The following is a 19,734-nucleotide window of genomic DNA, read 5'->3' as shown; positions in this document are numbered from 1 at the left end:
GCGTAAATAGCGTTCGGCATAATACGCAACTGTGAGTATCGGAAGGCCGCGGGACGCGGCTCGTGACCGCGCGATCCTGTCGGCGACGCTGGAACTCCTGGCCGAGGGCGGCTACCCCGCCCTCCGTGTCGACGACGTCGCGCGGCGAGCCGGAGTGGCCAAGACGACGATCTACCGTCGGTGGCCGTCGAAGGGCGAGATGGTCCTCGACGCCGTCGCCGTGCAGCTCGGAGACAGGTCGGTCGAGGAGACCGGCGACCCCCTCGAGGATCTGCGGCGACTGCTCGAGGTGACGTACGAGCGGCTCGCCGAGACCGTCGCCGGGCGGGCGCTCCCGGCCCTCTCCGCCGAGCTCATCGCGGATCGTGCGCTCGCGGAGGAGTACCGGCGGCGCTTCGTCCACCCGCTGCGGGACCACGCGCGGACGCTCATCCATCGGGCGGTCGACCAGGGGAGACTACGCGGCGATGTGGACCCGGAGCTGCTGATGGACGCCGTCGTCGGACCGGCGCTGTACCGGCCGATCGCCCTCGGTGTTCCGGCCCCGGCCGCGTCGGCTTCGGCGATTTTCGACCTGGTGATCAGCGGAGCCGGCCATACGTAAGCGTAGGTAACGTAAAAATCGTAAGCTTCTGCCCGTGGATCTCTTCAACTCCCCTGTTCTACTCGTCGAGCAGCCCAAAAAGGTGTTCGCGGTCGAGTCGAAGTACACCGTCTTCAACGCCCAGGGCCAACCGGTCGCGATCGTCGGCGAGCCGAACCTGTCCGGGGGCAAGAAGGCGATGCGCTTCATGTTCTCGGATCTTTCGAACAACACGCGGCACACCCTGCACGTGATGCGTCCTGACGGCGTGCCGATGCTGATCATCGACAAGCCGTTCGCCCTGGCGACGCCGAAGGTCCAGATCACCTGGCCGAACGGCCAGCCGATCGGCGCCATCCAGTGCCATTTCGGGCTCAAGCCGCGCTTCACGATGCTGGACCCGCAGGACCGTCAGCTCGGGGAGATCCGCGGTGACTTCTTCGCCTGGGACTTCAGGGTCACCGACTGGCAGGGCGTCGAGATCGCCCAGGTCAACAAGCAGTGGGAGGGCCTCGCCGCCGCGTGGTTCACGACGGCCGACCGCTACGCCGTCCAGATCCCGTACCAGCTGCCCGACCCGCTCCGCAGCCTCGTCATCTCCACGGCCATCACCATCGACGTGGTCCTGAGAGAGAACAAGAAGTAACCGCAAGTCGGCGGACCGTTTGAAATCCTGAATCCGGCCCACCCGTTGACCGCATGATCATCGAGAATCCCTCTCGTGATCATGCGGAAGGCCGTCTCGTGGTCGTACTTCGTCGGCTCGGCGCTGTCCAGCTACCTCGGTCCGGCGTTCACGGTGGTGATGTTCGCGCGGCTGGCCCCGACCGGCACCGGGGCGCTCCGTATCTGGAGCGGTGCTCTCGTGCTCGCCGTGTGGCGGCGCCCGTGGCGGACTCTGCGGGCCGCCGGCCCGGCCGGACGCCGCGTGATCGTGGCGTGGGGCGCCGTCCTCGGTCTGCTCAATCTCGCCTTCTACCAGGCGATCGCCATCCTGCCGCTGGGCACCGTGGCCGCGATCGAGTTCCTCCCGGTGATCGTCCTGGCGACGTTCGGTGCCCGCACACCGCGGAACATCGCCGCCGTGCTCGCCGCCACCGCGGGCGTCGTGGTGCTGACCGACGCCCGGCTGACCGGGGAACCGCTCGGGTTCCTCTTCGCCTTCGTCGACGCGCTGACGTTCGCGCTCTACATCGTGGTCGCCCACCGGGCCGCACGGCGGCTGCCCGGGCGGCTCGGCGGCATCGACGGGCTGGCGGCGGCGATGCTGGTCGCCTGCGTGGTCACCGCGCCTTTCGCCGTACGGGACGTCCTGCCGGCGCTCGCTGGCCCGCGTCCTCTCGCCGCCGCCTTCGGCGTGGGCGTCGCCTCGGTCCTGCCGTACGTCTGTGACCAGCTGGCGATGGCCCGGATGGCGCGGTCGACGTACGCTCTCCTGCTCGCGCTGTTGCCCGCGACGGCCATGGTGGTCGGCGTGGTGGTGCTCCGGCAGTCGCCCTCGCTCCTCGACATCGCGGGCCTGACCGCCGTGATGCTCGGAGTCGCCGTCCACGAGCACGGCCACGATTCCGAGACGCCGCCCGCGGAACAGCCGATCGAGGAGGCCACGCCCGCCTCGCCCGACCTGGTCGGCTCATAGCCGGAAACCCTGGATCTCCGTACCGATGCGCGGGGCCGAGTGGAGGGTCTATGCGGTGTGCGGTCCGCAGTGCTTCCAGGTCAATGCGAGCTCGGTGCGGTTGCTGCATCCACTGGCCCGCATCGCGCTCGTAAGGTGCTTCTTGACCGTGCTGGTGGTGATGAAGAGGGCAGCGGCTATCTGCTGGTTGCTGAAGCCTTCGGCGACCAGCCGCACGACCTCGGTCTCCCGGGGGGATAGCCCGCTGTCGCCCAGCGAGACCGGCATCGCTTGGGTGTAGTGACGAAGAAGGTTTCCCAGGTGGCGGGCCAGTAGACCGGCCAGCGCGAGGTCGCGTGGGCCGAATGCTCCGGATTCGGCGTCGATCAGGCCCATCAGCGCCGTCGCATCAGGAGGGGTTGCCAGCCGCGTCACCAATTTGGCGCGGATGCCGTTGCTCATGAGGAAATCGTCGAGGTAGTGCTGCACCGGCGCCCGGCTCGGGACCGGGAGGTCATCCAAGATGACCACGGATTGTTCCCGTAGCTTCACGAGTGCCTGCGGCTGAGAAAAGATGTCATTGCGCCAGTAGTGTTCCTGGTACTGGTTCAGCAGGCGCGTCGCTCTGCCGTATGCCATCCCCGACGGGTCGGCGAAGCACTGCGGTAGGTTCGGTCCAACAAAAAACGTGGCGTTACGGTAGCCCAGGTGGCGTGCCAGACCTTCCAGCGTGGCGATCCGAAATTCCGCGAGGGTGGTCGCTTGTTCGCAGTCTTCCAAGAGCCGTAGCACGCGATCAAGGTCTCGCGCGGTCAGGGTCGCTGCGGCCAGCGGACGAATAGCAGGCGCCATGGCCATATTGTGCCATTCGTCCGTCGACGACATAAGTGCCGGTATCGGCCATGCGCGACAACGTAGACCCACGCGTGACCGAGCGGCTCACCTGGCACCTTCGGGTTGGGGTCGGCTGCCGGATCGGACGCCGGTTCCACCTTCGGACCATTGACATGTCGGTCATTGTTTCAGTTCGGATCGGCCCGGCTACCGTCCGGAATCGTGGCCGCGCATCGAACCCTTCAGACGCTCAGCGCCGCGCTGTGTCATCTCGGCCCAAAGCCGGCGGGTCTATACCGACGTGGGTGGGTGCCGGCCTCGTGCTTTGTCGGGAGCTGCTGAATTCGCCTTTTGGCCCATGGTCGATTCTCAGGGCGCTCCAATAGCGTGAGCCTGCACGAGAAAGGGGAGTCAACATGCACAGTGCACGCAGTGTCATCCGCAGGTCCGCAGTGCTGATGGCCACGGTGGCCGCGGTCGGCTTCGCCGGCGCCGTCTCGGCGCAGGCCGCCTCCGCCAAGTCCGTAGCGCCGAACTCGCTCAGCTGCCATACCTGGTACGGCGACGACAATCGGGGTCACGGTCAGTGCACCGGGACCGGCTTCTGGACCCTGCACGTCACCTGCAATCCCTTCGGATTTCCGGAGCGCACCGCGTCGACAAACACCGTGAACGGGACAAGCGAACTGGCGCTCGGATGTGGCGTCGTCGGCGTACAGAACATCTGGATCACCTTCTGATCTGACGACCGATGCGTAATAAAAGGATCGAGCCATGAAACTCTCACTGTCGGCCACGGCCGGCGTACTGACCGGAACGGCTCTGGCCGCCATGGTTGCCGCGTCCGCGTCCGCGTCCGCGCCCGCATCCGCGGCAACGTCCGGACATCGGATCGTCGTGCACGTCCTCACCGGGAAGGCGGCCGAACGTCCCTTCGCCGCAGGCGGTGGCTGCAGCTCGAAGGCGTACACCAACTTTGGTTGGATCAGCGCCTGCGTATCGGCCTCCGGAGTCAACGTAATTCCGAATGTATGGATCGGAATCACCGGTAATAAGGGCCCCGGCTGCTACGCCCGGATTCGGCTCATGAATGGCTGGAACGAGGTTCAGTCCGACACGACAGCCCCGTGCACGAACGGCTCCCACGAGGGGTATCTACGGACCGAGTACCTCGGGGACTTCTACACCAACGGCATTCTGGCCAATGACGCAAACCAATGGGTCAGCGCAAACAGCCCGTCCGTCTCGATGCCCTAGCGCACTGAGTGCGTATCCGGAAGCCGTGCGCGTGACCCGGTCGTAGCCGTTCGGCGGGGGCGTTGATCGTGGCCTCGCTGGGTGTTCGATCGAGGTTGGAGCTTCGATGGACAGCCTGGCGAGGTCATGGTCAATATGCGTCCGGTCAGCGTGTTCGTCCAAGGCGGTCGGGTCCGTGCGATGAGCCCTGCCTGCTTCCGCGCCGGCCCCGCCGGGACCGCTGCCGTCATCGAGCGTGTCTTCGACTGGTAGGCGCACCGTTACGGAAGGCCGAGTAGGTCGGCTATGCGGTCGACGGTGTGGTCGAAGAACGCGTCGGCGGGGTCGAGGGTGTTGGCGTACTGGCCGAACAGTTCGAAGGTGACCATGCCGAACAGCTGGGTCCAGGCGACGGCGCCTCGAACGATCAGGTGGCCGGGGATGTCCGGTCCGATGAACGCGGCGATGCGGGCGGTCTGCTCGGTGAGGGCCGGCGGCATCGCGTCCTCGTCGCTCGGGCCGGTCAGGGCGCCGGCCTCGTGGGCGTCGCGGATGATCGACATGATGGCGATGGGTATGCGGGACGCGGAGTCGATCGTCGTCTCGGGGGCCTGGTATCCCGGCACCGGGGAGCCGTAGACCAGTGCGTACTCGTGGGGATGCGCGGTCGCCCAGGCGCGTACGGCCCGGCAGATCGCCTGCCAGCGGGCCCGAGGGCCGGTCGCGGCCCGGTCGGCGGCCTCCACCTCGTCGGCGAGTGCCGAGTATGCGTCGATGATCAGTGCGGTGAGCAGGTCGTCGCGGCTGGCGAAGTAGCGGTACAGCGCCGAGGAGACCATGCCGAGCTCGCGGGCCACGGCGCGTAGCGACAGCCCTTGGGCGCCGGAGACCGCCAACTGGCGGCGCGCCTCGTCCTTGATCTCCCGGGTCAGTTCGGCTCTCGCTCGCTCGCGGGCGGTACGACTCGCGCTCATGGGCACAGTCTGACAGGGATGAGATCGGTGCACAAATTCGAGAGCAGTGCTCTTGCGTCACAGGCAACCGCGGTGCACACTGCTCTTAAGTGAGAGCACTGCTCACAAAGGAGCCGAGATGACCACCGCCGCGGAGCCCCGTCACGTCCAGGCCGCCGGGTTCGAGATCTACTTCAACAAGTTCGTCCACTTCCTGACGCGGAAGGGGATCAGCCTCTTCGGGACGCGGGTCCTCGCCGTGCGGGGCCGCACCAGCGGGGAGTGGCGCACCACTCCGGTCAACCTGCTGACGCACGACGGCGTGCGCTACCTGGTCGCCCCGCGCGGACACACGCAGTGGGTGCGCAACATCCGCGTCGCCGGCGGGGGCGAGCTGCGCCTGGGCCGCCGGGCCGAGGCGTTCACCGTCACGGAGCTACCGGACGACCAGAAGGCCGTGCTGCTGCGCCACTACTTCAAGCGGTGGGGCTGGGAGGTCGCCCGGTTCTTCGACGTGGACATCAAGAACGCCGACGACGAGCTGCTCGCGGCCGTCGCGCCGAGCGTTCCGGTGTTCCGGATCGACTGACTCAGATCTCCTCGTCGGAGGAGTAGACGGCGTCGGCGTCGACGATGCGGTAGGCGTAGCCCTGCTCGGCGAGGAAGCGCTGCCGGTGGGCGGCGTAGTCCTGGTCCAGGGTGTCGCGGGCGACGACCGAGTAGAACCGCGCGCCCTTGCCCGAAGCCTTCGGGCGCAGGACGCGGCCGAGCCGCTGTGCCTCCTCCTGCCGCGACCCGAACGTCCCCGAGACCTGGATCGCCACCGAGGCCTCGGGCAGGTCGATGGAGAAGTTGGCGACCTTCGAGACGATCAGCACGGACAGCTCGCCGCTACGGAAGGCGTCGAACAGCCGCTCCCGCTCCTTGATCTTCGTCTCGCCCTTGATCACCGGCGCGTCGAGGCGCTCACCGAGCTCGTCGAGCTGGTCGATGTACTGGCCGATGACGAGCAGCTGCTCGCCCCGGTGGCGCTCGACGAGGGCCTCGACGACCGAGGTCTTGGTCGCCGTCGTGGAGCAGAAGCGGTAGCGCTCCTCCTGCTCGGCGGTGGCGTAGGCGAGGCGTTCGGAGTCGGTGAGCGTCACCCGGACCTCGACGCAGTCGGCGGGGGCGATCCAGCCCTGGGCCTCCATCTCCTTCCATGGCGCGTCGTACCGCTTCGGGCCGATGAGGGAGAACACGTCGCCCTCGCGGCCGTCCTCGCGGACGAGAGTCGCGGTCAGGCCGAGCCGCCGGCGGGTCTGCAGGTCGGCGGTCATCCGGAAGATCGGCGCGGGCAGCAGGTGCACCTCGTCGTACAGGACGAGGCCCCAGTCGCGTGCGTCGAACAGCTCCAGGTGGGAGTAGACGCCCTTCCGGCGGGTGGTCATGACCTGGTACGTCGCGATCGTGACCGGGCGGATCTCCTTCTTGGTGCCGGTGTACTCCCCGATCTCCTCCTCGGTCAGCGAGGTGCGGCGCAGCAGCTCCTGCTTCCACTGGTGCGCCGAGACGGTGTTGGTGACGAGGATCAGCGTGGTGGCGGACGCGTGGGCCATCGCGGCGGCGCCCACGATCGTCTTGCCCGCACCGCAGGGCAGCACGACGACGCCCGAGCCGCCGTGCCAGAACGACTCCGCGGCGTCACGCTGGTACGACCGCAGCTCCCAGCCGTTCTCCTGCAGGCTGATCGGGTGGGCCTCGCCGTCGACGTACCCGGCCAGGTCCTCGGCCGGCCAGCCCAGCTTGAGCAGGGCCTGCTTGAGCGTGCCCCGCTCGCTGGGGTGCACGGCCACGGTGTCGTCGTCGACGCGCTGACCGAACATCGCCTTGAGCTTCTTGGCCCGCAGCACCTCTTCGAGCACGGCGCGGTCCGACGACGCCAGCACCAGCCCGTACGTCGGGTGTTTCTCCAGCCGCAGCCGGCCGTACCGGCCCATCGTGTCGGTGACGTCGACGAGCAGCGCGTGCGGCACGGGGTAGCGCGCGTACGTGATGAGCGCGTCGATCACCTGCTCGGCGTCGTGGCCCGCGGCACGGGCGTTCCACAGCGCGAGCGGGGTGATCCGGTACGTGTGGATGTGCTCGGGCGCGCGCTCCAGTTCGGCGAACGGCGCGATGGCCTTGCGGCATTCGTTCGCCAGGTCGTGGTCGACCTCGAGCAGCAGGGTCTTGTCGGACTGGACGATGAGCGGGCCGTCGGTCACGGGATGCCTTTCTGGGGTGGAACCTCAGTGTCCAACAGTCGGAGCCCCCGAAAGGCTTCCCGCGCGGGTTCGGTCAGTACGTACCGCTGGTGTTCGACGTGTGATCGGCGAACGTGCCGATGCTGTACAGCACCACGAACAGGACGATGGCCAGCACCACGTTGAGGACGACGCAGACCCACGACCACAGGGTCAGCTGCTTGGCGGACTCCGGGTCGCTGTTGTTCCGGTTCATCGCCATCGCGGCGAGGATGATGCCGGGCAGCCAGGCGATTCCGCCGCAGCAGAGCAGAGCGGCGACGATGTTGGCGACGAGGGCCCCGACCGTACTGCCGTTGGAGCCGCGGGCCGGTGCGCCCGGTGGCCCGTAGTAGCCGTAACCCTGCTGCTGCCCGTAGGTGTTCTGCTGGGCGTACGGGTCCTGCCAGCCGGGTTGGGTGTTCTGCCAGCCCTGCTGGCCATAGGAGTCCTGCCCGTACGGGTTCTGGCCCTGTTGACCGTACTGCCCATACGGGTCCTGCCATGTCACGGTGAGCCCCCAGGTCGACATTCCAAGGATGTAAAAGGCACGCCAAGCATGACGGATAAGTACGACTCATCCGATCACCGTTTGGTTCCATCTTGCCGTCCCGAAAGTCGATTGTCCGAAGGACCTTCCGGTTCGACGAGGAACAGGCCCAGTACGAGGGCGGCGACGGGGACCGCGCCCAGGCTCAGGAAGACGCCCTGCGGGCCGTACGCCTCGGCGATGAGGCCGAACACCGGGGAGATCAGCCCGCCGACGCTGACTCCCAGGCCCAGCGTGACCCCGGCCGCCGTGCCCGGCCGCGTCGGCAGGTAGTCCTGGCCGAGCTTGACGAGCACCGCGAACGGGATGTTCAACGCGATGCCGCTGAACACGGCGAACAGCAGCGGAACGACCGGGCCCGGGGCCAGCCGGAGCCCGACCAGCGCGGGGATCGCCAGCGCGCCGCCGATCTGCACGGTGCGGACCAGTCCGATCCGGTCGGCGACGCGGCCGCCGAGCAGGGTGCCAGCGACGCCCCCGACGAGGAAGCAGGCCAGCGCGGCGCCCGCGACCTCGCGCGAGGAGTGCAGGTGCCGGATCCAGTACAGCTCAATGAAGGTGTTGACACCGAAGAAGGCCACGGACCGTACGATCTCGATGCCGGTCAGCACGAGGAACGGCGGCCAGCGGTCCGTTCCCGTCCGCGCCGCGGCGGACGCGGTCCCGGCCGTTCGCCGTCCGTGCCGGAGGAGGACGAAGGCGATCAGCAGGGCGGGCGGGATGAAGAGCGCGCTCGCCCCGACGCCCATCGACACCAGCGCGGGCGTCGCCAGGACCGGAGCGAGGAAGAATCCGACGCTGCCGCCCGCGGCGAACAGGCTCATCGCGGTGGTGCTGTCGCCGGCCGTCTCCCGGGCCCCCTTCCCGGCGGCCGGATGGAACATCGCCACGCCCAGCCCGGAGATCAGGATCAGGCTCCAGACGAGGGCGTAGGAGCTCACCAGGCCGGACAGCCCGAACCCGAGCCCGGCGACCGCCACGCCCAGGGCGGCCAGCCGGCCGAGCCCCCTCCGGTCCACCGCGACGCCGATGAACGGCTGGGGCACCGAACTGCCCAGCGTGGCGGCGAGGGTCAGCCCGGAGGCGGCCACGTAGCCGTAGTGCCGGTCCAGCACGAAGTACGGCACGCTCGCGGGGACCAGGCCCTGATACAGGTCGTCGACCGCGTGCGCGACCGCCCACACCCACATCCGCCGCAACGCCGAGGACGGCACGGACGGCTTCGGCATCTCCGTACGGGGCGCTCCGTCGCCGACACGGGTCCCTTCGGTGGTCATGATCGAGGTCCTGAGTGACACATGGGCTCAGCATCGGGGCCGGTACGGGGAGCGGGCTTCCGGTACTCTGCCAACAAATGTCGGTAACCCGCCAACATCTCACCGGCCCGACGCGCAAGTCGTTGCAGCACGGCGCCTGGATCGACTGGCACGACCACGCCCGGCACCAGCTCGTCCATCCGAGCCGGGGCGTGCTGCAGGTCTCCACGAGCGCGGGCTCATGGGTCGTCCCCCCGCACCGCGCCGTGTGGATCCCCGCCGCCGTGGCCCACGCCCACCAGGCGTACGGTCCCACGCAGATGCGGACCCTCGTCTTCGACGCGCGGGTCAACCCGCTCGGGCTCGACGTGCCGACCGTCCTGGCGGTGACTCCGCTGATGCGCGAGGTGATCATCGCGCTCAGCGACGACGACGAACTGACCACCCGCCAGCGGCGCAACCTCGAGGCGGTCGCCCTCGACCAGCTGCGCCGGGTCGAGGCACTCCCGCTGTGCCTGCCGACACCGGCCGACCCCCGGCTCCGCGACGTGGCGGACATCCTGACCGCCGACCCCACCGACCAGCGCTCCCTCGCCGAACTCGGGCGGGCCGTCGGCGCGGGCGAACGCACGCTCAGCCGGCTCTTCCGCGAACAGACGGGGATGACCTTCCCGCAGTGGCGCACCCAGCTGCGGCTGCACCACTCCCTCACACTGCTCGCCACCGGAGCGTCGGTCACCACCGTCGCGGCCGCCAGCGGCTTCCGCAGCCCCAGCGCGTACATCGAGTCGTTCCGCCACGCCTTCGGCGTCACGCCGGGCCGGTACGCGGGCGGCGCCGACCCGCGCTGACTCTTTGCCGCCCTACGGGTTGGCGATGGGCGCGGCCCGGTTACGCATCACGGCGTGACGCAGGTGATGAGTGTGGGGGAGCGCGAGGCGTTCCTCGCGGGAGTACGGCTCGGTGTGCTGAGTGTGACCGAGAGCGGCGGAGACCGGGCACCGGTGACCGTGCCGATGTGGTACGCCTACGAGCCCGGTGGGGAGCTGTACTTCATCACCGGCGCGAAGAGCCGCAAGGCCGAGCTGATCCGGGAGGCCGGCCGGGTCACGCTGTGCGTGCACAACGACGACCCGCCCTACCGGTACGTCACCGTGGAGGGGCCCGTCACCGCCGTCGACGAACCGGCCGGGGAGGCCGAACGCGCCGCGCTGGCCCACCGTTATCTGGGGCCGGAACTCGGCGAGCGGTATCTCCAGAGCACCAGCGGAGAGGGCCTCACGCTGGTCCGGATGCGTCCCGCGCACTGGTCCAGCGCCGATTTCGGCAAGCGCGGAGCCTGATCCGCCGCGCGCTTCGAATCGTGCTTCCTCGCGACGATGCGGCCGTGAAATGGAAAGGGTCGAGGGGCCGTATTCGGGGGCCGACGGCCCCTCGACCAATTTCGGCGCGGTGAGCTGATGGATTCCGGCATCAGCGTGTCCCAGGTGCGCTAGCGGACGTTGTTATAACGGCGCGCCGAGAAGCTGGCCGTGTAGGACTTCGACCAGGTGCGCTGGCCCGTCTTGACGCTGGGGTTGGCCTCGTCCCACACGACCGCACGGCCCCCGCTCGCCCATTTCATGAAGATCGCGACGTGGCCCTTCGACGTGCTCTTGGGGTTGCGGGTCAGCACGTCACCGTACCTGAGCGACTTCTTGGAGATGGCGTGGGAGTAGCTGAGGAGGCTGCCGGTCCATTGGGACGTGTGCAGCCCCCAGGCCATTGAGACGTAGCCGGAGCAGTCCTCTCGGTAACGGCCGTAACTGTTGCAGTAGTAATGCTTCTGGTTGTACGGGACCTTGCCGAACCAGCTGTGGGCGCGGGTCTTGATCTGCGCTCGGGTCAAGTGCAGGTTGCTGCGGGGGTTGCCCTTGCACGCCTGGGCCGTGACGTCCGTGGCCTTCACGGCGGCCGGTGCTTTCGCGGCGGCCGGGGCGGCGACGGTGGCGTGTGCGGTCGCCATTCCGGTCAGGGTGAGGCCGGCCGTTATCGTCGTCGCTGCCAGGGTCTTTACGGTAATGCGCATCTGAACTCCCGTTGTGGAGAGATGACTATGGGCATTACGGTCGGCCGACCGCTGCGAACCCTGCCTGCTGTGACAGGTGGGTCGCAAGTGCAAAAGAGTTACATTCGTGTGCGTTCGGTGACATTCGCGGATTGATCATGGAATATCAGCACTGAATGCGAGTGGCCGAAAACGGCCACGGCGGCCGGGTTTGAGAGTGGAATGAGCCGTTGACCTGGGCATGCGGGTCAGGGCGAGCTGTCGACGTCTGTGCGGCGGGTGCTGCGGGCCAAAGCGGGCTATTGACGTCTGCGCGGCCGGTGATGTGGAGCAGGACGAGCTGCCGGGCTCGGCGACGTCGGTGTTGTGGGTCAGGAGGGGCCGTCGACCTCGGCGACGCCGGTGATGCGGTGCAGGGCGAAGCGCTGTACGGCGGCGCGCGTCGCGTCGTACGCGGTGAGGAACCCGCCCTCCACGCGGGCCGGCTCGATGATGCGGCTGGACGCCTGCCCCTGCTGGTCGAGGTAGCCGATCCACACGCGGGAGCCCCGGTCGGCCGCCTGCCGGAGCTGCTTGACCATGGCCATGGCAGGGGAGCGCGGCGGCGAACCGCTCGGGACGGTGGCCCGGGCGGCGCTCTCGCCCGCCCGGAGCGCGCGGACGGCCGCCGTCACGACCGACGGGTCCGGGCCGGCCACGGCGACCTGGGAGTGGTGCGCGGGTTCGTACGTGCCGTGTGTGGTCTCGGCCCGGCGTGCGTCGAGACGGGTGACGACGACGGAGCCCTCCGGCGACTCGGCCACCGGCGCGTACCCCAGCGCGCGCAGGGACTCCAGCAGCTCACCGCGGGAGATCCGGGAGGCCAGGACCGTCGGCGCGAGCCGGTGGAGCCGCAGCTGGTCCGAGCGCCGGTCGGCGAGGATCTCGTCGAGCACGGCAGGGTCGTCGCAGCGGACGTACGCCGAGGCGACGCCGACCCGCAGCCGGCCGTGCCGGCGGGCGACGTCCTCGATGAGGTAGGTCAGCGGCTGCGGTAGGTCGGTGGTCGAATGCCGTTTGAGCAGGTCGATCAGCTCGGCCGCGCCGCGACCCGCGTCGAGGGCCCGGCGTACCGACTCCGGGGTGAAGCGGTAGACGGTGGCGCCGCCGGTGGACTCGACGTCGGCGGCGAGCGCGAGCTCGCGGGCCAGGTCGCTGACGAGCGGGCCCGGGGCGACCGCCGTCAGGTCGGCCTGGATGAGCACGTGGTCGACCGGCTCGGGCAGCACGGCGGCGAGCGCCTTGGCCGCGTCGCCGCCTGCCAGGAGCGCCCGGGCGTGGCCGGAAAGGGCGCCGAGGCCGGTGACGCCGAGCACCTCGGCCTCGCGAAGGGTCCAGCCGACGAGGCGCTCGCGCAGGGTGCCGCCACGGCGTGGCTGCTGCCACGTGAGGTAGGCGAAGACGTCCTCTGCCCTGGGCGCGGTCCCCCGCTCGGCGTCACCGAGCGCACCGAGCACCGAGCGCCGCACCTGCGGGGCGCTCACCCGTACGGCCTCGTCGGAAAGCGCGTTGATGAGCCGGTCGCGGTCGTCACGCTCGCCCGCGAGGCCGGCTGCCCGGTCGGTCAGCAGCCAGGCATTGGCCAGGTCGGTCCAGCGGCGCTCGATGTCCCGCAGCCGCCACAGGTCGTACGACTGGGTCGGCAGCCACTCGGCGCCCGCCGGGCCGTCGTGGTCGCCGTCGCGGGCGAGGAGCCCGGCGGCGTACGCCACCTCGATGAGCAGGGCGGCCGTCCACTCGGGCACGTCGAGCCGGGTGGCGGTGGCGCGCAGGTCGCGGATGCCGAGCCCGCCGCCGCGCAGCACGCCGGGCGGGTCGACGCCCCAGTGGTCGAGCAGGTCCTCCATCGTGCGCACGAACGTGAACGCCTGGCCGCCGGCCGTACGCTCGACGAGCGACTTCGGGCGGGCGGTGCCGTCGAGCGGCGGCGGTGCCGTCCGCAGCTCGGCGAAGACGCGGCCGCCGCGCAGGTGCAGCCCGACCTCGCGGGGCAGCGTCACGGTGCGGTCGTCGGTCGCGGCCAGCAGGCCGCGTGCGAGAAGGCGCTCGATGGGGGAGGCGGCCGTGGCGAGGCTGACGGGCCGGCGGGCGCCGTCGACCCGGCCGACGGGCGGCCCCCAGGCGAGCCGGTCGAGAGCGGCCCTCGCCTCCGGGCCCGCGTCCTCGATCAAGGCGGCAATCCGGCCCGGGATGTCGTCGACCGATTCCAGGCCGAGGTCGTCGAGCAGCTCCGCCAGCCGCTCGGAGGGATAGGAGGCGAACGCCTCCCGGAGCGACGGGCCGAGTCCGGCCGGGTGCGGAATGACCTGCCGCCCGCCTGGGACCACCCGGAGGGCCTCGTCCTCACCCCACACCAGGGCCAGGGTGCGCAGCCGGTCCACGGTCTCCCGGATCCGGATGTCGGCCTCTGCGGCCTCCGCAGTCGGCACGGCCGTCAGGAGGTCGTCGTAGGCGATGGGCGTGGGGAGGACCAGCAACGCCTCGAAGACGTTCAGGGCGAGCCGGTCGAGGCGGTCGAGCGCCCGCGACACGGCGGATGCCGCGGACGCCCGGGCGGCCAGCGCTCCCATGTCGGCGGGCACGGGAGTGATCAACTCGGGGCGAGCCGCGAACAGGGCGCGCAGACCGTCGTCGTCGCGCGCCCGCAACCAGTCGGCGTAGGTCTCCGTGCTCACGACGACAACGGTATTCGCGGATGACGACCTGATGGTCCCGCACGGTCGGCTCGACCATGATCGAGAGCGTCAGGGGGCGGTCCCGGCCCCTGCCTCGGCCAGGCGGCCGGCGGGGAGCCGGCCGCTCCTGTTCACGAAGGTCAGCGCGGTCGCCGAGCAAAGGCCGAGGACCAGCAGCACGAGCCACGGCAGGCCCGCCACGTTCAGGGCGCGCGACAGACCCATCGCGGCGGCGCTGAGCAGGTTGCCGAAGACGGCGCTGACTCCGGACAGCAGGTTGTTGACGCTGTAGTACGTCCCGATCCCGCGGTCGCCGGCGAGGTCGGCGATGGTGGCCATCTCGAATGGGAAGACCATCATCGTGCCGACGGTCAGGATCGCCGCGCACAGCATGATGGGGAGCAGGCGGACGAGCGGCCCGCCGTGCGCGGGCGGCAACATCAGCGGGACGAAGGCGACACCCATGATGATCAGGCCGCGCACCATGACCTGGCCGGGTGTCCAGCGCCGCTCGCACCACAGCGTGAGGCGTACCTGTCCCGCGAGACCGAGCAGGGCCGACAGGACGAACAGCGCCGTGATGCCGACGCGTCCTCCGGACACGTGGCGTACCTCGATCGGCAGGCCGAACGAGAGCTGGTAGACGAGCGAGTACGACGCGAACATCGTCGCGGCGAAGGCGAGGAACACGCGGTCGCCGAGCGCCTCCCGCCACTCGGCCCAGAGCGGACGCGCCGAGCCCGCGTGGACGCCGGCGCAGGGCGGCAGCAGCCACCACTGCACAAGCGTGAGAGCGACGAAGACCCCGGCCGCCGCCGTGCACAGCGTTTCGAACCCCGCGTCGATCAGCAGGATTCCGGCGATCGGGCCGATGAGCAGCCCGACCCGGCGGCAGACGCTCGCCAGGGCGAACGCCTCGACCTTGCGGTCGCCTTCCACCTGCGCGAGGTACGCGCGCCTGGCGGGGATGAACAGCGCGCGGGCGAGCCCGCTGAACACCGCCGCCCCGATCAGCCACGCCACGGCCGTGGACAGGCCGAACAGCGCGCAGCCCAGGGCCTCGAGCGCGCACCCGACCACGAGGACCGGCTTGTAGCCGACACGGTCGCCCAGCGTGCCGCCGACGGCGAACAGGCCCTCGCTGAAGTGACGCAGCCCCAGGAGGAGGCCGACGAGCCAGACCGCCAGCCCGATCCGGTGCGTCAGGTGGTCGGCGAGGTACGGCGCGAGCATGAGAAGCCCGGCGGTCTCACCGCCCTCGTTGACCAGCAGCACCTTGGCGGGGCGGCCCATGGACATGAACCCCCGCACCGTGGCGATCACCGTTCTTCCCCTCGTACGGACATGGCACTCCGATTCGGACTGCGCGGGCGGGCCGTCGGGGGGACGGAACTGCGGCGTGGGCTCCTCGGCGCGCGTGATGGCCGACCACACTATGGAGCGCCTTCTTTACCGTGCGTGACGAGTGGCGAAGTGGAGGGAGAGCCCTTCCCCGGCCGCCAATCCTCACTGGCCACTGCGGTCACGCCTGTCCCAGGGGAAATGATTACCTCTGCTTAAGAGGTAATATCCGGACTTATGGGCAGGGATGGCGTTCGGCTGGGCGGCGATCTCATGGACGTGACCATGGCGATGCGCCGCCTCGTACGGCGCAGGCTGCGCGGCGTGACACCACCACCGGACCTGCGCCCGGCCCAGGTCGAGCTGATGCTCGTCGTCGACCGCCATCCCGGCGTGAGCGTGACAGCGGCCGCGCGCGAGCTCCGGCTGGCCGACAACTCGGTGAGCACCCTGGTCAACCAGCTGATCCGGGCCGGAATGCTGCGCCGCGAGACCGACCCGGACGACCGGCGGGCCGCCCGGCTGGAACTCACGGCCGCGGCACGCCGCCGCATCGCCGACTGGCGGGACCGCCGGGCCCACCTCGTCGGGGCACGACTCGACGAACTGTCCGACGAGGACCGGGCGTCGATCGCCGCAGCACTGCCCGCCCTCCGCCGCCTCCTCGCCCGGCTGGCGGAACCGGTGGACGAAACCGACCGCCTGGCCAGGCCGTCCCTGGAGTCGGTCGGTACCGGTGGCCCTGCGGCGACATCGGCGCAGCCGCCGGACGATGAGGCCGGCCGCTCGGCCGTGTCAGGCGGTACAGCGGGCCGGCAGGCCGTTTCAGACGCCGTCGGTCGCCCGGCGGCGCCATCCGCGCACGCGTCTTCCGACGGGGGTGACTCATGAGCGACGAGAGCGAACCGGCGGACCGGCCCGCGGTGGTGTGCCGGGGGCTGCGGCACGCCTTCGGCGGCAACGTCGCGGTCGACGGCGTCGACCTGGAGGTGGCCGAGGGGGAGGTCTTCGGCCTGCTCGGCCCGAACGGGGCGGGCAAGACCACGACCATCCGGCTGATCACCACGCTGCTGCCCGCCACGCCCGGCATGGTGGAGGTGTTCGGGCTCGACGTGGCACGCCACCGGATGGCCGTACGCCGGGCGATCGGTTACCTGCCCCAGCAACTGTCCGCGGACGCCGCACTGACCGGCCGGGAGAACGTCGAACTCTTCGCCCGGCTGTTCGACGTGCCGCGCCGCCATCGCCGGGAACGGGTCGAGGATGTCCTGTCCGCGGTCGGGCTCGCGGACGCGGCCGACCGGCGCGCGCAGACGTACTCCGGCGGAATGATCCGGCGGCTCGAACTCGCTCAGGCCCTCGTCAGCGCCCCGCGCCTGCTCATCCTCGACGAGCCGACCATCGGCCTGGACCCGGTCGCGCGCGACGGGGTCTGGGAGCGCATCCAGGAGGTCCGGCACGCCACCGGGATGACCGTCCTGGTGACCACCCACTACATGGACGAGGCCGACCAGCACTGCGGCCGGATCGCGCTCATGCACCGAGGCCGGATCCAGGCCCTCGGCACCCCGACCGAACTCAAGTCCGGGCTGGAACCCGGCGCCACCCTCGAGGAGGTGTTCCGTGCCTACACCGGAGACCGGCTCGACGAGCCGGGACACGGATTCCGCGACGCGCGCCGCACCCGGCGCACCGCCGGCCGTCTCGGCTGAGTCCGCGACCTCGGGGCCCCCGATCGCTGCGGCCGAGCCTGTGCCCTCGGGACCGCCGGCCGTCTCGGCTGAGCCTGTGCCCTCGGGACCGTCCGCCGGTTCGGCTGAGTCTGCAGCGGGGCCACAGGTCGGTTCGGCTGAGCCGGTTCCCTCTGGGCCGTCGGTCGGTTCGACTGAGTCTGCCTCCCGGCCGCCGGCCGTCTCGGCTGAGCCTGTTTCCCGACCGTCGGTCGACTCCGCTGGGTCGGCGACGTCGAGACCGTCCGTCGGCTCGGTTGAGTCTGGGATCTCTCGGCCGCCGGTCGACCCCGCTGGGTCCGCGAACTCGGGACCGCCCGTCGGGTCCGCTGAGTCCGCGACGTCCAGGCCGCCGGTCGGCTTGGACGAGCCGCCGGCCCGCCGGGCCGCCTGGCGCCTGCCGCTCGCGCGGGTGACCGCGATGTGCATCGTCGAGCTGCAGAAGATGCGGCACGACCGTACGGAGCTCTACACCCGCGCGATCCAGCCCGCGCTGTGGCTGCTGATCTTCGGGGAGACGTTCTCCCGGATCCGGGCCATCCCCACCGGGCAGGTGCCGTACCTGGACTACCTGGCGCCGGGCATCCTCGCTCAGTCCGCCCTCTTCATCGCGATCTTCTACGGCATCCAGATCATCTGGGAACGCGACGCGGGCGTGCTGGCCAAGCTGCTCGTCACGCCGACCCCGCGGGCGGCGCTGGTCACCGGAAAGGCGTTCGCCGCGGGAGTGCGCTCCCTGGCCCAGGCCGTGGCCATCATGGTGCTGTCCGCGCTGCTCGGCGTGGCGCTGACCGTCAACCCCGTGCGCTGGCTCGGGGTCGTGGTGGTCGTGATGCTCGGCACCGCGTTCTTCTCGTGCCTGTCGATGACCATCGCCGGTCTCGCCATGTCCCGGGACCGGCTGATGGGCATCGGGCAGGCGATCACGATGCCGTTGTTCTTCGGGTCGAACGCGCTGTACCCGGTGAGCATCATGCCGGGCTGGCTGCGCGCCATCAGCCACGTCAACCCGCTGAGCTACGAGGTCGACGCCCTGCGCGCCCTGCTGATCGGCACACCGGGGCACGTCCCTCTCGACATCGGGGTGCTCGTGGTGGCCGCGGCGGCCGGCATCACGGCCGCGTCGGCGCTACTGGGCCGGCTCGTCCGCTCAGCCGGCCCCGGCCCGACCGATCCGGCCCGACCGATCCGGCCCGGCCCGACCCGACCGATCCGGTCCGGCCTGGCCCGGCATGGCCAGGTCCGGCCTGGCCTGATCCGGCTCGCCCGACCGGAGGTGGCACCGGTCCGTCCGATCCGGGTGTGGTCGCCCGACCTGATCCAGTCGACCCGAGGCGGTCCTGGTCCGCCCTATCGAGGCGGCTCCGGTCCGCCCAGTCGGGTTCGGCCGTCGCCGGTCGCCTCGCGGGACCGGTCGTCTGGCGTTACTGGACGGCTTCGGCGGCCGTGCCGACCAGGCCCATGGCGAGGCGGGACCAGCCGTTGATGAAGCGTGCTTCGTCGATGCGGTTGGGCGCCGCGTACAGGGCGTCCTGGGCGAGCCAGTAGTTGACGATCGCCCCGCCGAGGGTGAGGGCGACGGCGTCCCAGTCCTCGTCGATTCCGGCCATTTCCGGCTGGCCGGCCAGCCACTTGCCGAACAGGTCGTAGAGAGGGTTGGCGATGCCCTCGCGCATCTCGGCGACGAGGTTGGGGAACTTGTCCAGGTCGCGGAAGAGGACCCGGATGAGGTCGGCCTCTTCCCGCATCTTGGCCAGGCCCGCCGACGCGGCCGCGCTCAGCCGGTCGGCCAGCGGCTGGTCGTGGATGTCGACCGACCGCTCGAAGATCGCGGCGATCTGCTCGGAGGTGCGGGCGATGTGCTCGCGCACCGCGGCGGCCAGGACCTCCTCCTTGGAGCGGAAGTGGCGGTAGAGCCCACCGGCACCTGGGGACAGGCCCGCCGCGGCCTCGATCTCCGCGACGGATGTCGCGGCGTAGCCCCGCTCGGCGAACAGCCGGAGCGCCTCGGCGACGATCCGTTCTCGGGTAGATCTTTGCATTTTCGTGTGCTCCTCCGAGAAAGAGCGTAAGCCATGGAACGGTCGGCCGATGTCGTACGGATTCGTCATCTCACAGGGCGTGACAGTGCGCGTACGGAGGCGACGGTCAGCGAATCCGCCGGATCAGCCCGGCGACCACCCTTCCGGCGATGAGGTACACGACGGCGGCGATCCCGTAGTTGACGAGCACCGCCACGCGTTCGTCCTTGGGTGTGAACATGTCCCGGAACTCCCACGCGAATCCCTGCGCCCGCTCGTTCACCGTACGGACGATCGGGTTGCCGGGATTGGCGGAGAACACGACGAAGGCGATGTGCAGGGCCAACACCACCGCGACGACCGTCGCGGCGACCGCGACCACGGTGGCCGCGACGCCTGCGGCTCTGGCCAGGCCGCTTCGGAGCGGATCACCGTTCGGCCGGTGTCGTCCGGCCTGCGGAACGGTCCGGTCGGCGGAGGACTCGTCTCGGCCGGAATCCTGAGCGACATTTCCCGACTTACTGCGCCATCTCGCCATTTTATTTTCTTACTCTCGGGATCGGGTTGCCGTATGTGTGGTTCGGGGG

The 19,734-nt window shown here is 70.1% G+C and carries 21 protein-coding genes; 11 read left to right on the top strand and 10 right to left on the bottom strand.

Annotated features, from left to right (window positions below; all coding sequences use genetic code 11):
- Positions 1–31: 31 nt before the first annotated feature.
- From ACYVF7_RS53510 to ACYVF7_RS53500, 3 genes are all read left to right on the top strand, one after another.
- The gene (locus ACYVF7_RS53510; protein ID WP_460355230.1) at positions 32–604 is read left to right on the top strand and encodes a TetR/AcrR family transcriptional regulator; all 573 of its coding nucleotides are present in this window, start codon (positions 32–34) and stop codon (positions 602–604) included.
- Positions 605–638: 34 nt separating this feature from the next.
- Positions 639–1,229, top strand: coding sequence for an LURP-one-related/scramblase family protein (locus ACYVF7_RS53505; RefSeq protein WP_460355228.1), 591 nt, complete (start codon positions 639–641; stop codon positions 1,227–1,229).
- Between the two features lie 81 nt (positions 1,230–1,310).
- Positions 1,311–2,222 (top strand): EamA family transporter, encoded by a 912-nt coding sequence (locus tag ACYVF7_RS53500; protein WP_460358580.1) that lies wholly within the window; start codon positions 1,311–1,313, stop codon positions 2,220–2,222.
- A 48-nt stretch (positions 2,223–2,270) separates the two neighbouring features.
- Here the strand turns inward: ACYVF7_RS53500 and ACYVF7_RS53495 are convergent, their stop codons facing one another.
- Positions 2,271–3,053 carry a helix-turn-helix transcriptional regulator gene (locus ACYVF7_RS53495; protein ID WP_460355226.1) on the bottom strand — a complete coding sequence of 261 codons (783 nt, stop codon included), beginning with the start codon at positions 3,051–3,053 and terminating at the stop codon, positions 2,271–2,273.
- 434 nt (positions 3,054–3,487) lie between these two features.
- On the opposite strand from ACYVF7_RS53495, the gene ACYVF7_RS53490 reads away from it, so the two are divergent.
- Together ACYVF7_RS53490 and ACYVF7_RS53485 are read left to right on the top strand one after the other, a co-directional pair.
- Positions 3,488–3,775 carry a hypothetical protein gene (locus tag ACYVF7_RS53490; protein ID WP_460355224.1) on the top strand — a complete coding sequence of 96 codons (288 nt, stop codon included), beginning with the start codon at positions 3,488–3,490 and terminating at the stop codon, positions 3,773–3,775.
- Positions 3,776–3,809: 34 nt separating this feature from the next.
- Complete coding sequence (locus ACYVF7_RS53485; protein WP_460355222.1) at positions 3,810–4,292, top strand: hypothetical protein; 483 nt, start codon at positions 3,810–3,812, stop codon at positions 4,290–4,292.
- 260 nt (positions 4,293–4,552) lie between these two features.
- Here ACYVF7_RS53485 and ACYVF7_RS53480 read toward each other — a convergent pair whose 3' ends face one another.
- Positions 4,553–5,245, bottom strand: coding sequence for a TetR/AcrR family transcriptional regulator (locus tag ACYVF7_RS53480; protein WP_460355220.1), 693 nt, complete (start codon positions 5,243–5,245; stop codon positions 4,553–4,555).
- A gap of 118 nt (positions 5,246–5,363) precedes the next feature.
- Here ACYVF7_RS53480 and ACYVF7_RS53475 point away from each other — a divergent pair, with 118 nt between their 5' ends.
- On the top strand, positions 5,364–5,813 hold the full coding sequence (locus ACYVF7_RS53475; protein ID WP_460355218.1) for a nitroreductase family deazaflavin-dependent oxidoreductase: 450 nt from the start codon (positions 5,364–5,366) through the stop codon (positions 5,811–5,813).
- A 1-nt stretch (position 5,814) separates the two neighbouring features.
- Here ACYVF7_RS53475 and ACYVF7_RS53470 read toward each other — a convergent pair whose 3' ends face one another.
- The 3 genes from ACYVF7_RS53470 to ACYVF7_RS53460 all read right to left on the bottom strand — a co-directional run bounded on the left by ACYVF7_RS53470 (position 5,815) and on the right by ACYVF7_RS53460 (position 9,315).
- The gene (locus ACYVF7_RS53470; RefSeq protein ID WP_460355215.1) at positions 5,815–7,470 is read right to left on the bottom strand and encodes a DNA repair helicase XPB; all 1,656 of its coding nucleotides are present in this window, start codon (positions 7,468–7,470) and stop codon (positions 5,815–5,817) included.
- A gap of 73 nt (positions 7,471–7,543) precedes the next feature.
- Positions 7,544–8,020 (bottom strand): hypothetical protein, encoded by a 477-nt coding sequence (locus tag ACYVF7_RS53465; RefSeq protein WP_460355212.1) that lies wholly within the window; start codon positions 8,018–8,020, stop codon positions 7,544–7,546.
- Between the two features lie 53 nt (positions 8,021–8,073).
- Positions 8,074–9,315, bottom strand: a complete 1,242-nt coding sequence (locus tag ACYVF7_RS53460; RefSeq protein ID WP_460355210.1) for an MFS transporter — start codon at positions 9,313–9,315, stop codon at positions 8,074–8,076.
- Positions 9,316–9,392: 77 nt separating this feature from the next.
- Here ACYVF7_RS53460 and ACYVF7_RS53455 point away from each other — a divergent pair, with 77 nt between their 5' ends.
- Together ACYVF7_RS53455 and ACYVF7_RS53450 are read left to right on the top strand one after the other, a co-directional pair.
- Positions 9,393–10,145, top strand: a complete 753-nt coding sequence (locus ACYVF7_RS53455; protein ID WP_460355207.1) for an AraC family transcriptional regulator — start codon at positions 9,393–9,395, stop codon at positions 10,143–10,145.
- Between the two features lie 54 nt (positions 10,146–10,199).
- Entirely contained in the window at positions 10,200–10,637 is a 438-nt protein-coding gene (locus ACYVF7_RS53450; protein ID WP_460355205.1) for a pyridoxamine 5'-phosphate oxidase family protein, read from the top strand.
- A gap of 149 nt (positions 10,638–10,786) precedes the next feature.
- On the opposite strand, the gene ACYVF7_RS53445 is transcribed toward ACYVF7_RS53450, so the two are convergent.
- From ACYVF7_RS53445 to ACYVF7_RS53435, 3 genes are all read right to left on the bottom strand, one after another.
- Positions 10,787–11,362 (bottom strand): NlpC/P60 family protein, encoded by a 576-nt coding sequence (locus ACYVF7_RS53445; protein ID WP_460355202.1) that lies wholly within the window; start codon positions 11,360–11,362, stop codon positions 10,787–10,789.
- 350 nt (positions 11,363–11,712) lie between these two features.
- Complete coding sequence (locus tag ACYVF7_RS53440; protein ID WP_460355199.1) at positions 11,713–14,055, bottom strand: helicase-associated domain-containing protein; 2,343 nt, start codon at positions 14,053–14,055, stop codon at positions 11,713–11,715.
- 69 nt (positions 14,056–14,124) lie between these two features.
- A complete protein-coding gene (locus tag ACYVF7_RS53435; RefSeq protein WP_460355198.1) occupies positions 14,125–15,378 on the bottom strand; it encodes an MFS transporter in 1,254 nt (417 codons plus the stop codon).
- Positions 15,379–15,633: 255 nt separating this feature from the next.
- Between ACYVF7_RS53435 and ACYVF7_RS53430 the strand changes: the two genes are divergently transcribed.
- The 3 genes from ACYVF7_RS53430 to ACYVF7_RS53420 all read left to right on the top strand — a co-directional run bounded on the left by ACYVF7_RS53430 (position 15,634) and on the right by ACYVF7_RS53420 (position 18,612).
- Positions 15,634–16,287 (top strand): MarR family winged helix-turn-helix transcriptional regulator, encoded by a 654-nt coding sequence (locus tag ACYVF7_RS53430; RefSeq protein ID WP_460355195.1) that lies wholly within the window; start codon positions 15,634–15,636, stop codon positions 16,285–16,287.
- Complete coding sequence (locus ACYVF7_RS53425) at positions 16,284–17,108, top strand: ABC transporter ATP-binding protein (RefSeq protein WP_460355193.1); 825 nt, start codon at positions 16,284–16,286, stop codon at positions 17,106–17,108. Before ACYVF7_RS53430 ends, ACYVF7_RS53425 begins: the two co-directional genes overlap by 4 nt.
- Positions 17,109–17,487: 379 nt before the next feature.
- The gene (locus tag ACYVF7_RS53420) at positions 17,488–18,612 is read left to right on the top strand and encodes an ABC transporter permease (RefSeq protein WP_460355190.1); all 1,125 of its coding nucleotides are present in this window, start codon (positions 17,488–17,490) and stop codon (positions 18,610–18,612) included.
- On the opposite strand, the gene ACYVF7_RS53415 is transcribed toward ACYVF7_RS53420, so the two are convergent.
- Together ACYVF7_RS53415 and ACYVF7_RS53410 are read right to left on the bottom strand one after the other, a co-directional pair.
- Complete coding sequence (locus tag ACYVF7_RS53415) at positions 18,551–19,168, bottom strand: TetR/AcrR family transcriptional regulator (protein ID WP_460355188.1); 618 nt, start codon at positions 19,166–19,168, stop codon at positions 18,551–18,553. The genes ACYVF7_RS53420 and ACYVF7_RS53415 overlap by 62 nt on opposite strands.
- A gap of 106 nt (positions 19,169–19,274) precedes the next feature.
- Positions 19,275–19,685, bottom strand: a complete 411-nt coding sequence (locus ACYVF7_RS53410) for a hypothetical protein (protein ID WP_460355186.1) — start codon at positions 19,683–19,685, stop codon at positions 19,275–19,277.
- Positions 19,686–19,734: the final 49 nt, after the last annotated feature.

This window comes from Actinoallomurus acanthiterrae, from assembly GCF_054775715.1.
This window is presented reverse-complemented; position numbering and strand designations above follow the sequence as displayed.

Bases quoted from the DNA above. Each gene is read 5' to 3' on its own strand.
- ACYVF7_RS53500 (WP_460358580.1), top strand. From the start codon at position 1,311: ATGCGGAAGGCCGTCTCGTGGTCGTACTTCGTCGGCTCGGCGCTGTCC.
- ACYVF7_RS53495 (WP_460355226.1), bottom strand. From the start codon at position 3,053: ATGGCGCCTGCTATTCGTCCGCTGGCCGCAGCGACCCTGACCGCGCGA.
- ACYVF7_RS53485 (WP_460355222.1), top strand. From the start codon at position 3,810: ATGAAACTCTCACTGTCGGCCACGGCCGGCGTACTGACCGGAACGGCT.
- ACYVF7_RS53480 (WP_460355220.1), bottom strand. From the start codon at position 5,245: ATGAGCGCGAGTCGTACCGCCCGCGAGCGAGCGAGAGCCGAACTGACC.
- ACYVF7_RS53475 (WP_460355218.1), top strand. From the start codon at position 5,364: ATGACCACCGCCGCGGAGCCCCGTCACGTCCAGGCCGCCGGGTTCGAG.
- ACYVF7_RS53465 (WP_460355212.1), bottom strand. From the start codon at position 8,020: ATGTCGACCTGGGGGCTCACCGTGACATGGCAGGACCCGTATGGGCAG.
- ACYVF7_RS53460 (WP_460355210.1), bottom strand. From the start codon at position 9,315: ATGACCACCGAAGGGACCCGTGTCGGCGACGGAGCGCCCCGTACGGAG.
- ACYVF7_RS53455 (WP_460355207.1), top strand. From the start codon at position 9,393: ATGTCGGTAACCCGCCAACATCTCACCGGCCCGACGCGCAAGTCGTTG.
- ACYVF7_RS53445 (WP_460355202.1), bottom strand. From the start codon at position 11,362: ATGCGCATTACCGTAAAGACCCTGGCAGCGACGACGATAACGGCCGGC.
- ACYVF7_RS53430 (WP_460355195.1), top strand. From the start codon at position 15,634: ATGGGCAGGGATGGCGTTCGGCTGGGCGGCGATCTCATGGACGTGACC.
- ACYVF7_RS53425 (WP_460355193.1), top strand. From the start codon at position 16,284: ATGAGCGACGAGAGCGAACCGGCGGACCGGCCCGCGGTGGTGTGCCGG.
- ACYVF7_RS53415 (WP_460355188.1), bottom strand. From the start codon at position 19,168: ATGCAAAGATCTACCCGAGAACGGATCGTCGCCGAGGCGCTCCGGCTG.
- ACYVF7_RS53410 (WP_460355186.1), bottom strand. From the start codon at position 19,685: ATGGCGAGATGGCGCAGTAAGTCGGGAAATGTCGCTCAGGATTCCGGC.